This is a genomic window from Acidovorax sp. GW101-3H11 (assembly GCF_001633105.1).
Lineage (GTDB): Bacteria > Pseudomonadota > Gammaproteobacteria > Burkholderiales > Burkholderiaceae_C > Acidovorax.
This window is the reverse complement of record NZ_LUKZ01000012.1, coordinates 261,160-277,131: the sequence shown is the minus strand read 5'-3', so window position 1 is coordinate 277,131 and position 15,972 is coordinate 261,160. Positions and strand designations below refer to the sequence as shown.

Sequence of the window (15,972 nt, the reverse complement as noted above, 5' to 3'; positions counted from 1 at the left end):
TGCGCCCGTTGTTGCCGTTGCCGCTGCAGGGGCAGCGGGCTGGCAGCTGGGCCGCCCCACAGACCCGACAGGCCTTTCAGAGGTGCACGGGCGTGCGTCCGATGTCGGGCCAGCGGTGGTGCAGATAGATCCAGGCCACCAGGCCAATGCCCATCATCAGCAGCGAGGCCAGCGCCAGCAGCACCGTGGAGTGCATGACCAGGGGGGCAATCAGACCGGCCACCAGGCCATTGGCGCTGGAGCCCACAAAGGCTTGCATCGATGAGGCCATGCCCCGGCGCTCCGGGTGCAGGTCCAACACCAGCAGCGTGACCACCGGCACCATCAGTGCCCAGCCGAATGAAAAGATGGTGATGGGCAGCAGGGCCCACCAGGCGTGTGGCGGAAACAGCAGGTTGGCTGCGAGGTTGAGCACAGCCACCGTGCACATGATGAGAAAACCATGGCGTATCTGCCGCTTGGGCGGGATGCGTCCGGCCAGGCGCCCGCTGAGCCAGGCGCCGCCCATGATGCCCGAGATGGTCAAGACGAAGAACCAGAAGAACTGCGTGGGTGCCAGCGACAGATGCTCGCCGAGGAAGGCCGGTGCAGAGAGCACGTAGAGGAACATGCCGTTGAACGGCACGCCACTGGCCAGGGCCAGCAACACAAACCGCGCACTTGATCCGAGCTGCACATAGCCGCGCATCAGATGGCGCATATTGAAGGGCTGCCGGTGCTCGTGGTGCAAGGTTTCGGGCAACAGTCGGTAGTTGGCGGTCCACAGTGCCACACCCACCAGGGTCAGGAACCAGAAAATGCTGTGCCAGCCCAGGTGCACGAACAACCAGCCCCCCACGATAGGGGCAATCGCCGGAGCCACGCCAAAGTAGATGGTGACCTGGCTCATCACCTTCTGCGCCTGGGCAGGCGGGAACATGTCGCGGATCACGGCGCGCGAGACCACGATGCCCGCGCCCGTGGACAGGCCTTGCAGCGCGCGGAAGAACACCAATTGCCCGATGGTCTGCGACAACGCGCAGCCTGCCGATGCCAGCGTGAACACAGCAATGCCCCACAGGATCACCGGCCTGCGGCCAAAGCTGTCGGCCAGGGCCCCATGGAAGAGGCTCATGAACGCGAAGCCGAACAGGTAGGCGGACAGCGTCTGCTGCATCTGTACCGGCGTAGCACCCAGTGCCGTGGCGATGCCCGAGAACGCGGGGATGTAGGTGTCGATGGAGAACGGCCCCAGCATCCCCAGCACCGCCAGCAACACCGCCAAGGCCCAGCGGGGCGCTTTCCAGACCAGGTGGGCTTGTGGGTTCATGCGAAGAGGGAAGGGGTTGACGGACGTACGCCGCAGGCGGGCGAGGGCCCGGTGCGCGGGCGCAGCGGCTGATTATGCGGGACACAGCCCCCGGCCGCTGCCTGGGCCAACGCCGTAGATCAGTAGCTGTAGGGAATCCACTCTCCGTTGCCCGACTTCATCAGGTACTTGCCGACCGCGTTGCGCATCACGACCACGTCGGCGTTTTCCGAAACGAAGGGCGTGGTCTCCGGTGCCTGCAGGCGATCGGTCAGCGGGCGGGCGGAGTCGGCATAGGGACTGTCGCTCAGCAGGTCGCCAAGCAAGGTGAACAGGCCCAGGTAGCTCATGGGCTGGTTCACCACCACCGGCGCGGTGGGCTCAGCCGCAGGGTCTTTTTTCTTCATGCCCACGAGCTTTACGCCAGCAGGCACCAGTGTGATGCGTGGGCCTGGAATCTCGCGCATGCCCGAAATCTGTATCTTGTCACCGCGCAGCGATGCGCCGTGTTCAGGCACGAGCACTACCACCACCGGTTTGCCCGCCGTTTCCAGTTCCGTGATGAACTTATCGAAATCAGCCATTAGCTGCACCAGACGAGGTTTGTAGGTGTCCAGGCTGCTGCGGGAGGTCATGCCCGGCACGCGGTTGCCATCGTGCAGTGAGATGGTGTTGTAGTACAGCGCCACAGGGGCGGTTCCCCTCTCGCTGCTGCGCTTCTTCCACCACTGCGACAGCAGCGCATGGTCGTTGTAGATCGGCGAGCCGTCGAAGTTCTGCATGTGCACGGGCGCACTCTGGTTGGGCTGCAGCTTGCCTGCCAAACCGCCGCGTTGCTCCAGCGCATGGGCGTACTCTTCGTACACGCCATCGTGGTTGAGCAGTGCCGCTGTCCGGTAGCCCACCTTCTCCAGGTTGGGAAACACGTAACACTGTGGATCGATGCCCTCGTACAGCTTGTTGTGGGGCGTCTGCCCACACGAGCCGTGCAGCACGCGCAGCGAAGCTGGCCCGCTGTAGCTGGCGGCGCTGTTGAAGTTGGTGAACAACACGTCAAAGCGTTGGAGCAGTGGGTGGTTGCGCTGGCCCACAAACTCCATGTCGTCCCAGGACAGCGAGCACACGTGCAACAGAATGATGTCGAAGGGGGGCTGCCCGCCTGCGGTGCTGAACTGCATCCGCTTCTGGCTTTCGCTGGCATAGAACTTTTGCAGGAGGGCGTCGGGGTCTGCTGCATCGGCGCCCGCCACGGAGGAGCCGTCGCCAGCGTTGACCCGGGCATTCACGGCATCGTTGATCTGCGCCTCCCGCTCCTGGAGGGCTGCCACCAGCGGCACGCTCAAGATGCCAATCAGGGCAAAGGTGGCAAAGCGCACGCGTCGCGCCAAGGCCGCATACAGAAAGACACCGGCCACAGCAATCGCCACGGCGGTGGGGTTGACCAGCCGCCCGGCCAACTCCATCCAGTAGTCGGCGCTGAAACCCGCCAGGGCCTTGAGCTGGGACAACACGCGCCCCAGGGTGGGCAGGTAGGAGTCGTAGTACAGCAGTGCAATCGCCGCTGGCCAGGCCAGCACGGCGCGGGTGCGTCTCAGCAGCCGGTGGCCAATGGGGGGCTGCAGTACCAGCCACAGCAGCAGGTTCAGCCACCAGCTGAAACCGATGTAGCCCGTGAAGTACAGGCCCACCTTGACCAGGAAGTACAGGTTCCAGTAGCTCATGCGCCCAGTCCCTGTTGTCTGCGTTGGCTGCTGGTGGGCCAGCGGCTCCGGGCAGCTTCCAGCAGCGATTCCCAGAACTTGCGGTAGCCGAGCACACCGAGCTGGGCGATCTCCTGCAGACCGTGCAGGGGACGGTCGATGTCATGGCTGTCGTTCCATTGCCGCCAGGTGTCGGGGCGGGCAAAGGTGCATTGCACCAGGTCGATCTGTTGTTCGCGTGTCATGGGGTCGAATTGCAGGCCCGTAGCGCCTTGGCCCCGGTGCAGCATGATGGTGGCGGGGAAGGTGCATTCGACATGGCCGCGCCACAGGCCTACCTGAACCTTCTCACCCACTGCCAGTCGGGTGCCTTTGGGTAGTTCCAGGCCCACCCCCGTCATGGAGAAGTCGATGCAAACGGCCTGGAATACCGTACCGTCGTCCTGGTACAGCGTGGCCTGCAAGCGGGTGGCCACACGGTGCATGCGGCGCACCTGGCGCGCCTCGGAGGCCACGCCCAGTGCGGCGCCCAGCATGAGGATGCTGTAGACGGTCCACAGCAGGTTCAGCAACACGGTGGCCGTTTCTTCCGTGTTCCAGAAGAACAGGCGCATGATCCCCATTCCAAAGGCTGCGAAGTTCAGCAGCACCAGAACGGTGTAGGGGCGCGAGATGGCCCAGTCGAAGTAGGGCTCGTCCACCAGCCCGCCCTTGGCCGTCACGTTGAACTTGCCCAGGCGCGGGTTGATCAGCGCCACCGTGGTGGGCAGGGCCACGTACCAGGCCAGCACGGTCTCGTAGACCTCAGCCCAGAAAGTGTGCCGGTGCTCGCCTTGCACGTGGGCGTTGGCGATGTTGGATTGCAGGATGTAAGGCAGCACATACAGCGCGATCATGATGGCGCCCGCGTTGATGATGTGCCATTCGAAGAACAGGAAGGCCATGGGCGCGGTGAGGAACACCAGCCTGGGCAACCCGAAGAAGAAGTGCACCATGGCATTGGCATAACAAATGCGTTGCCATAGCGTGAGGCCCTTGCCCAGGAAGGGGTTGTCTACGCGGAAGATCTGCGCCATGCCGCGCGCCCAGCGGATGCGCTGCCCCACATGGGCCGACAGGCTCTCGGTGGCCAGCCCTGCGGCCTGGGTTTCGTTGATGTAGGCCGTGGTGTAGCCGCGCCGGTGCAGCTTGAGCGCGGTGTGCGCATCCTCGGTCACCGTCTCCACGGCGATGCCGCCCACCTCCAGCAGCGGGCCGCGGCGTATCACGGCGCAGGAGCCGCAGAAGAAGGTGGCGTTCCAGAAATCGTTGCCGTCCTGGATCAGGCCGTAGAACAGTGCGCCTTCGTTGGGCACGCGGCGGAAGGTGCCCAGGTTGCGCTCAAACGGGTCGGGCGAGAAAAAGTGGTGCGGCGTTTGCAGCATGGCGCACTTCGGGTCGCGCTGGAACCAGCCCACGGCCGTGGTCAGGAAGGAGCGTGTGGGGATGTGGTCGCAGTCGAAGATGGCGATCAACTCGCCGTCGGTTTTGCCCAGCGCGTGGTTCAGGTTGCCAGCCTTGGCGTGGTTGTTGTCGGGGCGGACGATGTAACCCACACCCATGGACTCGGCGAACTCGCGGAATTCCTCGCGCCGACCGTCGTCCAGGATGAAAACCTTGACCTTGTCTTTGGGCCAGTCCAGTGCCATGGACGCCAGCACCGTGGTCCGCACCACGCTCAGGGGTTCGTTGTAGGTGGGGATGTAGACATCGACGGTGGGCCAGGAGGCTGACTGGCCCTGCAGGTCGGCCGGGCGGCGGTGCAGGGGCCAGGCGGTCTGGATGAACCCCAGCACCACCACCAGCCAGGTGTAGGCCTCGGCGGCGAGCAGGCCGTAGCCCAGGAAGGATTCAATGGCCGATTCGAACTCGATGGACGAGGTCACACGCCACCAGGCGTAGCGCCCCATGGCTAGCAGGCTGATGGCCGCCAGTGCAAGCGAAGGATAGCGCCCCGGCAGGCGGCGCAGCACCAGCGAAAGACCCCAGCAGAGCAGCATGAACAGTGTCTGCCCGAGCCAGTTGAAGGGGGTCGTCATCACGACCAGCCCGGCCAGAAGGCCCACGCCCAGCACCACCCACCGAAGTCCGGGAATTTCCATGAGGGGTGACAGCACCTGGTCGGCCAGACGCATCCCCTTTTCCACGTTGACATGAGTGGCCAGCCGGTCCATGGCGCGCAGGAAGAGGCGTATGGGCCAGAACACCCCGTTCAGGAGCAGGGCCAGGCCTTTCCAGCCCCAGCGCAGCACAAATACCAGTCCTGCGAGCAGCCAGCGCCCCGGCTGCAGCAGCCAAGGCAGCAGTGCACGCTCGGGCGTGGCGGGCAGCACGATGCAGCGCCACAGCCACATCCACCATGGTGCACTAGGTGTCACTTCCAGCTGCTGCGCAAGCCAACGTATCCATTGCCCGACCCGGCCTGGCCCGGAGCCCTCGTTCGCAGGGTCTTGCTGAGGCTGGGGGGCGTTTGCGCGGGGCGCCACCCCCGTATCGTGCAGGTAGGTCATGGCAGGGTGGCGCCGGGCACCAGCATGGACGCGGGGGCCGCACGCTGGCCTTCCAGCCAGTTGCACACGCCCTGCAGGTCGTGTGCGGACTGTGCGTGGGGCGCCAGGCTGCCCACACACATGGCGCGGGCCAGCGCGCGCGCGATGTTCTCATCCTCGTGCAAGGTGTAGGGGATGAGGTGCTCTCCCCATTGTTCACGCAGGGTCTGCAAAGCCTCGCGATGGGAGACTCGGCGCGGATCGAAGCGGGTGACCAGCACACCCTGCTCGCCGGGGGCTGCGGTAGCGCCGCGCAGCAAGGCCCGCACACTGCCCAGGGCTGCACAGGCGCGAGCAGAGGCTTCCAGTGCGACCAGCACGGTGTCGGCACACTGCAGTGCGGCCTGGGCCCAGGGTGAGGGCCACAGGGGGGTGTCCAGCAGCACGGTGCTGTCAGAGGGGATGTCCAGCAGTTCGATCTGGTCCTGCAGCCAGCGCGGCTGTACCTGCAGCAGCTGGTGCAGGGTGTGAATGGTTTCCAGGGACGCTTCGCCAAAAGGCAGGACGCGAACGCCGTCCGAATTGTCAAAGCCGCCTTCGGCCCACCATTGGCCGTCGGCCGCCGCGCGGGCCCAGCCAGCGGCGCTGGCCTCGTGCATGCCCAGGTGCCGCCCCAGCAGGTTCTGGGCGCACAGCTCCACCGCCAGGCTGCGCTGGCCTTGGCGCGCCAGGAGCGTGGCCAGATGGGCAGTCAGGGTGGTTCGCCCCACTCCTCCGAGTGGCGATACAACGGCAATCACACGCATGCAAAGTCTCTGTTCATTCGTTCACTCAGGGGGCGGAAGGAGGCGTTGGCGCAGCGGCCGCATCTGCTTGCGGCAGTTGCGGCAGTTCGGGCCGGTAGGGCCTCACGCAGCGCAGTGGCTGGCGTGCCCGTTGCGCACGGCGCAGCAGCAACCAGCAGGGCCAGGCCAGCAGGGCGCCCAGCAGCATGTAGAGCAGCAACATCAACAGTGTCATGCCACGGACCTCCCGGCAGGGTGCGGCACAGCACGCCGTGCAATGGGGCGGCGCTGCACGCTGGGGCCTGCTGCGACATGCACGGCCCCGGTGCCTGTGGGCGGTGCAGGCAGTGTGGGCGAGGGAAGGGGCGGCATGGAGGCTGGCGCAGCAGTGGCGACTGCTGTTGCTGCGGGTGCGGGGTCCAGCAGCGCGCTGTAGTCGGGCAAGCCCTTGCGCAAGGCCTCTTGCAGGTGGCTGGTCATGGCTCGGATGCCTGTGTCCGAACAGTCGGTGGCTTCGGATGAAAACAACTGGGTCAAGGGCAGCGCAAAAAGGCGGTGCAGCGCCAGATCCACATCGGGTTCGCGGCAGGCGAACAGGAAGACGTACACCGCTTCATGGTCGGCGGTGAAGAGGTCGCCGTCGCGTGCGGTGTGGCAGGCGCGCAGCGCATCCAGGTGCGGGATCTGCGCCAGCACGTTCAGTCGCACCAGGCTGTGCGACAGGCCAATCGCATGTGTGCGGTCCAGCATGCTGCGCACCAGTGCACAGAACTGCGCTGGTGGCTGGTAGCCCCGCTCGCGTGCAGGCATGAAGCTGCCCAGCGCCTGCTCGTAGTCAGGGTGCACTTTGCGGGTGTGGCTTTGGGCGTTGATGTCCTGCAGCAGCTGCAGGAGCCGAGAAAACCCGACCTCCTTGTAGACCATCGCGCTGGCGCCCAGTTGCAGCAGGGCCTGTTCGCTGTGTGTGCGCAGCTTTCCCAGGTTTTCCCGCACCACGATCTTGAGCGTGAGCGGGCGCGACAGGCGCAGCTGATGCACCAGGCGTGCACGGGATTCGAAGTCTGACGCCTGGCCTGCATCCAGGAGCACGGTGGCCGCCACGCTGGCGGCGGCCGCTATCTCCAGGTCGGCGAGGCCCTCGACGATGCGCCAGTGGCCAGGCACGCCGCGCTGGCCTTCGATGGAAGCGCGCGTGGCGATGACCTCGGACTGGTCTGCCGCTTCGACCAGTTCGCGCGCGGCACCCCGCGTGCGCGTGCCGTCCGCCATCAGGCGGCCCGTTGTGTCGTCGTGCAGCAGTCCGAAGGCCGTCTGGAAGAGAGCGCCGCCATCGGTATTCCAGCGCTCCAGGCCCAGGCTCCAGCGGTCTGCATCGGTGCGCAAGGTGGCAATGTGCATGGACATCTGGCACAGGTTGCGCAAAGCGGGCAGAAGCACTTCAGGCTCCAGCGGCGGGAAGAACCCCAGCACCACAGGGCGTGCGCGCTCGCGGCACAGGGCGCTGAGCTGGCGGCTCACCCGGGCCAGCTCCACCACGCTGAGGCCTGCGAGCAGGCCCTGGGCGTCACAGACAAACAGCGCATGTGCATCGCTCAGGCCCGTGCGCTCCAGTTCCTCCATCAAGGGCAGGAGCCCATGGCGCCGCACCTCGGCCTGCAGGCCGGGTGAGAGCACCCACAGCTGCAAGCGGCCGGCGCGGTAGGCGGCCTGCAGGGCCGGGCGCCGCAGCAGACCGTCTACCCATGATGTGTCGGATGCGACCAGGCCCACGGGGCCTGCGGCGAGGGCGTCCTCCAGCAGTGCGGGGAACCACAGCGCAGCACTGGGCGCATCGGCTGCGACCAGCGAGACAGGGACATGCGCTGGCAACTGGCCCACGCCATCGGGCAGGCCTTCGATGCCGATGCGCGTGGGGGTTGCGCCACCGTCAGGCCCCTGGCCGGAGGAAAGGCGCAGGCGCCGGAGCCAGGTGCGCACCCGCCCTGGAGGCGGAGGGCCTTTGCGCGGGGAAGAAGAGGCGGTGGACATCTCAGAAACTCGAATAGGGCTGGACGGGGCGCGGGCGGTTTTCCAGCGGTACCAGCACCGGGTCAAAGCGGTAGCGGCCGTACACCATGAGGTTGGTGGGGGCGTAGTAGGCGGAGCGGTCCAGCTCCAGCTGGGCACCGAGCGAAAGATTGCGGGTGACCTGGTACTCCAGCACGCCCCGGAACGATCGGCCAACCCCCGAGCCTGAACTGCCTGGGTACACCGGCACATTGCCGCTTTCCGCCAGGCGCGCACGCGCCAGAGCCTGCAGCAGCGCGCTCTGCGGGAAGTAGTCGCTGTCGGCGCTGCTGCTGCGCGATACCGATACCGAACCCCGCGCCAGCCAGGTGAGGGCCCCGTGGCGACCGCTCCATTCCACAGGCAATGCAAGGGAGGCGTAGCTGCGCGGGCTGTAGTAGCCACCGTGGCCGAAACTGTATTCCGACAGGTCCTTGCCGTAGTGCCAGGCGGAAAACGCCACGCCCATGTTGACCACGCTGTGGCTGCCGCGCCAGACGTCGCGGTCCACAGCCACGCGCAGTTGGGCGCGGGTGTTGTTTTCCACGTTCTTGCCGGTCAGGGCTGCGAGATTCAGGCTCACCGAGCTGCTGTATGGGCCGAAGTCGGTGGACAGGCGCGCTGCGGCACCAGTGGCCACCACGCCACCCCAGAGCTCGCCGGAGACGGGATCGCGGGCACCGGCATAGGACAGCAGGCTGCCTGTGATGGGGCGACGGAAAGCTTCGAGCTTGTAGCCGTAGCGGCCCAGGGTGCCGGTTTTGGCCAGCCCCCCCACCACGTTGGTCACCGGGAAGCCCACGCCCGTGGCGCCGATGTCCCATTGGATGTCATCGCCCACAAAACCGAAGCCCAGGTTGGTGCCCGAGCCCCGCTGGCGGCGGTAGGTCAGGGGCGAGCCCGGGGGCAGGGCGGCCATCTGGCCAAAGTCCAGCAGGTCCGATCCATCGGCAGGCAAGTCCCCTGCGTTGAGCTTGACCCGGTCCACATGCAGAAAATAGTGCCCGTCGTAGCCGCGTGGCATCCAGGCGACGAGGGGGCGCTCCCAGCCGCGCAGGCTGGAGATGCCCTCGGTGGAATTCTTGCGCAGCCCGGTGTGCGCGGCCTCGATCCAGACCTGTCGCCGGGCCTCGATGGCGTCGATCTCACCCTGGATCTTGGCCACCACAATGGGATCCACGGGCAACGAAAGCGCGTAGCTCTTTTGCAGCGCCAGCGGGGGCTCGGCATCCATCGCCTCGGTCGGGGTGGGTTCAGCCGTCGCCAGGGCGCCGCCGCGCGTCTCCAGCATCAGGGCGCTGCGGAAAAACACCAGCGCCTGCGCATAGTTGCGGTTCGCTCGTTCCAGCCGCGCGGCATGCAGCAGAACATCGCTGTCATTGGGAAAAGCCTGCAGCAATCGTGTGGAAAGGGCCCGGGCTTCTTCCATGCGGCCTGCGCGTTGCCAGATGCGCAGCAGCGCCAGCTGCTGTCCGGCGTCGGTGGGGGGCAGATGGTCTTGCAGCCACAGGGCGTGCTCGGTAGCGCCCCGTACATCGCCCAGGCGCGACAGTGCATCCGCCAGGGCCATGCGCAGGTCCAGGCCATCGGGCTGCGTCTTGACCAGCGGTGCAAGCAGCCGGGCTGCGTCGGCATACTCACCTGCAGCCATCAACAGGCGGGCCTGCGTTTGCCCACGCTGTTGGACCGCATCGGGAGAGGCTGCTGGTGTTGGCAGCTGCAGTGGCTGGCGCGCCATGCGCACGGCTTCGGTCAGGTTGCCGGCCTGGCGCTGCTGTTCGATGAGTCGCTCGCGGTGGGCGGTGTAGAGCGCTACAAGGCGCGCTTCTTGCTCGACGCTCCAGCCCGGTGATTGCAACAGGCGGGGCAAGTGTTCGGCCAGTGTGGCATCGTCCTGTGCGCGGTTGAGCAACTGGGCATGGTCGAGCTGCGCCTGCGGCTCCATGCGGTGCGCGCGGGCTGCCAACCGGTTGAACACTGCCACGCCTTGCAGGGGCTGCGCCCGGCGAAACCAGGCATTGGCCACGGTGTAGAGCAGCTCCGCATCATTGCCAGCGGTCTGCTCGGCCTGGGCGAGCAGGGCCTGCGCCTCGGCGGGCTGGCGGCTGGCGGCTGCCTGCGCCGCCAGCGAGTTGACGGTGGAGCGCTGGCTCAACGCCTGCATCGATTCGGTGCGCTCGCCAGATGGAATCTGCGCCAGATCGGCCAGCGCCCCCTGATCGTCATTCACCGCAGAGCGGATCAGCGCCCGTGCGTACAGCATGGCGCCGCTGGCCGCGCCCGGTGGGGTGACGGTGGCGCGTGCCATGCCTTCGTCCATGACATTGAGCGCTTCCTTGGGCAGGTTCAGCCGCAGGTACAACCGTGCCAGGCGATGCCGCACCCAGGCATCGCCCGGGGCCAACACCACGGCAGATTCGAGGGCGCGCAGCGCGGCACTGAGGCGCTGCGCCTGCAGGTGCTCTTCGGCCTGGGCGACCAAGATGTCGGCCTGCGTGCCTGCCAGCTTTGCGCCCAGGGCAGCGTCGCGGGTGGCGGCCTCGGCCAGCAAGGCCAGCGCTTTGCCTGAGCGCTGCGTGCGGGCATACAGACTGGCCAGCCCCTTGACGGCAGCGCTGCTGGCGGCGTCATGCCGCAGCGCGTCCAGATACAGGTTTTCTGCCAGCGCGTGGTCTCCCTGCAGGTCGCGGATGCTGGCCAGTGTGGTCAGCGCCTCTGCGTTGCCGGGTTGCAGGGCCAGCGCCCGCTCGGCCAGGCTCGCGGCCGTAGACAGTTCGTTCTTCTCAATGGCCCGGTCTGCCTGCCGCAGAAAGCCCCAGAACCGGGCCGTCTCCTGTAGTTCTTTCCATTTGCCCTGGCGGGTCAGCGCATAGGCCTGGCCAAACAGCTCCTGGGCCTGGGCATGTTCACCCTGGCGCAGACGGATGAGCCCGAGGTTGCCCAGGCTGTCGCCATCGCTGGGGCGCAAGGCCAGTGCGGCCTGGAGCTGTTCTTCGGCCAATTCGGTGTTGCCCTGGTCCAAAGCTGCCCGTGCGGCATTGCGTGCCAGGTTAGCGGGGTCGCGGGCCGCTCGGGCGGCGCGCTCCACGGCCTGTTGCATGGCGGCCAGGCGATCTTCCATGGCCTTGTCGCCCGGGTAACGCTGCAGAAAGGCACGCACGCGGGGCAGGTTGGCGGAGGTGTTGGCCAGCCGGTCCATGGCACGGCGCCACAGGTCCTGCAATTGCTGGGCGTTGACGTCGGGTTGCTTGGCCAGCGATTCGATTTCCTGCACCACGGTGGTGGGGTTCTCGCCCTGGTACATGCGCATTTCGAGCTGCGCCAGGCGGTAGCGGGATTCCCCGGTCTCCTGGTACAGCTTGCCCAGCTGGCGCAGGGAGTCGGTATTGCGCTTGGTGCTGGAGCCGAGGATCTGGTGGTATTCCAGCGCCAGTCCACCCAGGGTAGGGGGGCCTTGCGGGAACAGCTCGCGCGCCAGGTCGGCGGCCTCTGCCTTGCGGCCTGCACGCGCCATGAGGCGCATTTGCGAGAGCTTTTCACGTTCGCTGCCATAGACCCGCACCAGGGTCTCCAGCTCCTGAGTCACCGCGTGGCCAGGGTGGCGGCTGCGCAGGGTGTCGAGGATGCGCTTGGCTTCGTCCATCTTTTTCTCGCGCAGCGCCAGGTCGCCGAGCGTGCCGAGTCCCTGCGGCGAATAGGGGTCCATAGCCAGGACCTTGTCCACCAGCTGGCGGGCCATGTCGGGGCGGTTCTTGGATGCCCACATGCGGGCACCGCTGAGCAGCTCGGCCTCGACGGCCGATGGCGTACTGGCGTGCACGCCCTGGGCTGGGGGAAGGCAGGCTGCGGCCAGCAGGGTGATGGAAGGCAGCCAATGGAGGGGGCGTCGGGGGGCTCGGGTCACGGTTTCCACCGCGCCAGGAGCTGGCCCGTTGCTGTGAAGCGGTACTGCCCCTCGAATGCACCCTGGCCAAACAGGGCCAGCACCTGCTCATAGTAGGCCTTGGGTCGCAGGGGGCGTGCCTCCAGGCGCATGCGCTGCGACTGCAGCGCCTTGTCGTCCCCCATGGCACGCAAAAAGGGCAGCATCGCGGCCGAAAAGCCCGAGGGTGCAGGGCCCGAGGCCTGCCCGGTCAGGATATCGATGGATTCGGGCGGGTAGCCCTGCTCGCGCACATAGCGGGCCATGGGCGCCAGGGTGTCGAGCAGCGCCTTGCGCCCGGGCGCGTCGGCATGCATCACACCGGCCCACAGGTAGACACGGATGGCGTTGTAGGTGCCCTGGCCTTTTTCCTTGCCTTCTGTATCGACCAGAAAGCCCTGCTTGGCGTCGTACACGGTCCAGTCCGGGGTGAAGCCCTTGGGCGATGCGCCACGGATGACCTTGAGCGAGCTGTCCACCAGCTTTTTCCATTGCGGGTCGTAGTCACTGGCGGCCAGCCAGTGCATCAGGTGCATGGGCACGTAGCTGGGGTTCAGGCGCCAGCGGCCGTTGGGCTGCACGAACCCCTTGGGCGCGGGCAGTAGCGTGGGCCCCAGGCCAGGGATGTCGGCGGTTTCCTCCCGCAGCACACGTGCGGCCAACAGGGCCGAAAGGGCGCGGTAGCTGCGCTCGTTCCACAGCCGACCGGCCTCGCCCAGCGCATAGGCAATCCACAGGTCGGCATCCGATGCGGCATTGCTGTCGATCACACCCCATGTACCGTCGGGGCGGCGACCCCAGAGCCATGCAGGCAGGCGTGCGGTCATGTCGCCTTCGCAGAGGTTGTTCTCCGTCCAGCGCAGCAGCTTGTCGAACATGGGCCGGTCGTTCGCCACCAGCGCAAAGAATAGTGCGTAGGACTGGCCTTCGGAATAGGTCTGGCCACCCCCATCGTCATCGGAGACCACGCGGCCGCCTTCGTTGATGAACTGGGCTTTGAACGTGTCCCAGGCGGGCCAGGCGGTGCGGCCTCCGCCCGCTGCGGCTGGCTGGGCCTGTGCGCCCGGGAAGCAGGCCAGCAGGGCGGCACTGGCGCAGGTCTGCAAGGCGGCGCGGCGATGAACGGGCTTAGTCATGGTGTGCAGCCAGTCGGCGCCGCGCCATGCTGCGCAGCGCTGCGTAGACGATGAAAGTCAGCAGCAGGCCAGTGCCAATGCCCACGAGGGCCAGCAGCAGCGGATGGCTGTGCATGTGGAACCACAGGCGCTGCCACCAGGGCAGGTCACCCACGTAGTACACGGGCTTGATGCGGAAGCTTTCGATGGCGTCGCCGCGCATCAGTCCCAGGTCGCCACGCAGGCTCTTGATTTTGCCCGCGTCATTCAGGCCCTGGCTCAACAAGGACATGGCATCCTTGTCGGTGGCGGTGAGGGCCACCACGCTGCGCCCGCTACTCAGAGGCGATTCGAAGCCTGTCACGGCTGCCAGCGGGCCTTTGCCCTGCAGCACGGCCTGGCCCCCCGAGGCCGACAGGCGCTGGTGGGGCTCCAGGTTGAAAAGATCGAAGAAAGAACCTATCGCGCGCTCCAGCGGTTGCACCGAACGTGCGCCCGCTGCCAACAGGGCTGGCAGGTGGCTCTTCCATTTTTCAAGCAGGCCGTCGCTGTCACCCTGAGAAATGACCAGGATGTCGGTGTCGGCCGCCTTGTCGGCCTCGGCCGCGCTGAGCAGCTTGAAGCGCGTGCCGGGATAGCCGGTGGATGCGCTCATGCGGCCCACGGCCGTCAGAAACACTTCCACGTCGGATGGCGTCGGCCGGTTCGGCAGGATGATGGACGTCTGCGCCAGGTCTGGCATCCGCGTGAACGGGAAACCGCTGTTGGCATAGGCCGCCAGGTTGGGCATCGCCAGGTAGTGGCGGAAAGCCGTGAGGTCGATGGTGGACTGTGGATCAATGGCTGCGAACAACTCGGTGGGCGGTGCCGAGCGACAGCGGCCCAGGTCATTGGGCGGGATCTGGAAGGCAAACTGCAGCTGGTTGTCGCCACCGATCATGAAGGCCGGGATCTTCAGGTCTGAACGGGTCTGGGCACTGCCATCGTCAAACAACGGCAGCATGATGGTGCTCTTGCCACTGGTGCGGTCTTCGCGCGACTGCAGCGGGTAGGACTGGATGAACTGGTTGTTGATCGAGATATTGAGCGCGCCATGGTCCGAGACACTGTTGGGCGTGTAGCGGTAGGTCAGGTCCAGCGGCACGCCCTTGGCGTTCCAGGTGAACAGGTCGGGCGCCATGCGGGTGTAGACGTTGACCGTGTCGTTGAGCACCGAGCCGCGCAGCTGCAGCTCCGACGCACTGGACACCAGTTCTGCCAGCTTTACAGGCCGCTGGGTTGTGATCCACCGGGGCGCGTCATACGGTTTGGCCGGGGCCGGGTACTCCAGCGACTTGACAGTGATGCTCTGCCCCGAGAGCGCAGCCTTGCCCAAGGCCAGCGCGTCGGCCGCCATCTGCAGCTGCGCATCGTCCTTGCCCAGCACCAGCAGCAGCTTGGCGCCCGGCACGTCGGGGTGTGGCACGACAGACAGCGTGGGTTCTTCCACCGCTGGCAGGGTTTGCAGGAACGCGGCGCGGTTGTTGTTGGTGGCCAGCACCACGGCGTGCTGGCGGGGCAGCTGGTTTTCAAACACCGGAAACTGGTTGCCACGGTAGCCTGCCAGCATGCCGATCCAGCTTGCAATGGAGCCCGACGCCTTGAGCGTGCCTGTGCTGGGCTTGTCTCCGTACACAAAGGGCAGGCTGACGGGCCGGTTGTCGCGTGGGTCGAAGAACGGTGCAGGTAGCAGGGCCAGATCGTCGCGCAGCGGGATCTGGCGCAGCGAGAGTTCGAGCTGGCTCTCATTGCTGATGGTGGCCCACAGGCTCGAATGGTTGGGTGTTTCGCATTCCATCGTGTAGTGGCCGATGAACTGGAAGCGGAAACGGTTGTAGTCGGTGAAGTAGCGTGGGTCGATGTTGAGTTCGACGGTCTGTGGCGTGCCCAGACGCTCCTTGTCGAGGACAAGGGTTTGCAGCGTTTCGTCGTTGAGCATCACCTTGAGGTGTGACAGCACCGGGATCAAGGCCGGCGACAGCGTGAAGGTCAGGCGCAGCCGGGCCGATTCCACCGCTTCGTCGCGCCGCACGCCCACGCCCACACTGGCTTCGCTCTCCACACCACGCAGGGCGATAGGGCGCGTCACGCCAAGATCCTTGAGGCTGACCTTCCACTGCCGGGATGGCAGTGGCGGGGGCGTGGCCACTGATGCAAGGGCTCCACCGGGTCCCGCGTCTGCGGGTGCCACCTTGCCGCGCACCACATCGCGTTCTGCCCTGGCCTGGCTGCGATCCTTGGCCCCGGTGTCGCGCGATTTGGAGGACTGTGCGTTGGCAACAGGGTGGGGTAGCGAGATCAGGCCGACGGCGATGAGTGCGAGCAGGATGGCGGGCGCGCCGGTTGTTTTTGGTCTGGATATCACGGTGTTCTGGGTGTCTCGTTCCGGGTGTGCGTGGCGTCGTGGGCCTACCTCACCGGTGTGTCATGTGTTTGACAAAGTGTAGCCACGCGTTTCGTCCGCAAATGGTTGGTAGACATTTGTTTGCAATTGCCACCAGCCCTGTTGGAAGCGTTCCTGCGATGGGTACGAGGCAGGTGTGCGCTTG

9 protein-coding genes are annotated in these 15,972 nt (G+C 66.3%); all 9 read right to left on the bottom strand.

Translation table 11 applies throughout. The features are described 5' to 3' along the window. Positions 1-76 precede the first annotated feature (76 nt). Positions 77-1,309: a multidrug effflux MFS transporter gene (locus tag A1D30_RS13830; protein WP_063461291.1), complete on the bottom strand. Its 1,233-nt coding sequence runs from the start codon at positions 1,307-1,309 to the stop codon at positions 77-79. Positions 1,310-1,428: 119 nt separating this feature from the next. Continuing rightward, a complete protein-coding gene (bcsG, locus tag A1D30_RS13825; RefSeq protein ID WP_063461290.1) occupies positions 1,429-3,009 on the bottom strand; it encodes a cellulose biosynthesis protein BcsG in 1,581 nt (526 codons plus the stop codon). Next, positions 3,006-5,405: a UDP-forming cellulose synthase catalytic subunit gene (bcsA, locus tag A1D30_RS13820; protein ID WP_347336238.1), complete on the bottom strand. Its 2,400-nt coding sequence runs from the start codon at positions 5,403-5,405 to the stop codon at positions 3,006-3,008. Before bcsA ends, bcsG begins: the two co-directional genes overlap by 4 nt. 128 nt (positions 5,406-5,533) lie before the next feature. Further along, the gene (gene bcsQ, locus A1D30_RS13815; RefSeq protein WP_082836452.1) at positions 5,534-6,322 is read right to left on the bottom strand and encodes a cellulose biosynthesis protein BcsQ; all 789 of its coding nucleotides are present in this window, start codon (positions 6,320-6,322) and stop codon (positions 5,534-5,536) included. Positions 6,323-6,347: 25 nt separating this feature from the next. Further along, complete coding sequence (locus A1D30_RS13810) at positions 6,348-6,536, bottom strand: hypothetical protein (protein WP_063461287.1); 189 nt, start codon at positions 6,534-6,536, stop codon at positions 6,348-6,350. Then, positions 6,533-8,329 carry a cellulose biosynthesis protein BcsE gene (bcsE, locus tag A1D30_RS13805; RefSeq protein WP_131798463.1) on the bottom strand — a complete coding sequence of 599 codons (1,797 nt, stop codon included), beginning with the start codon at positions 8,327-8,329 and terminating at the stop codon, positions 6,533-6,535. The genes A1D30_RS13810 and bcsE overlap by 4 nt, the downstream gene beginning before the upstream one ends. A 1-nt stretch (position 8,330) precedes the next feature. Then, complete coding sequence (locus tag A1D30_RS13800) at positions 8,331-12,251, bottom strand: cellulose synthase subunit BcsC-related outer membrane protein (protein ID WP_131798462.1); 3,921 nt, start codon at positions 12,249-12,251, stop codon at positions 8,331-8,333. Next, positions 12,248-13,405, bottom strand: coding sequence for a cellulose synthase complex periplasmic endoglucanase BcsZ (bcsZ, locus tag A1D30_RS13795; protein ID WP_063461284.1), 1,158 nt, complete (start codon positions 13,403-13,405; stop codon positions 12,248-12,250). Before bcsZ ends, A1D30_RS13800 begins: the two co-directional genes overlap by 4 nt. Then, entirely contained in the window at positions 13,398-15,788 is a 2,391-nt protein-coding gene (gene bcsB / locus A1D30_RS13790; RefSeq protein WP_242421885.1) for a cellulose biosynthesis cyclic di-GMP-binding regulatory protein BcsB, read from the bottom strand. The genes bcsZ and bcsB overlap by 8 nt, the downstream gene beginning before the upstream one ends. Between the last annotated feature and the right edge of the window lie 184 nt (positions 15,789-15,972).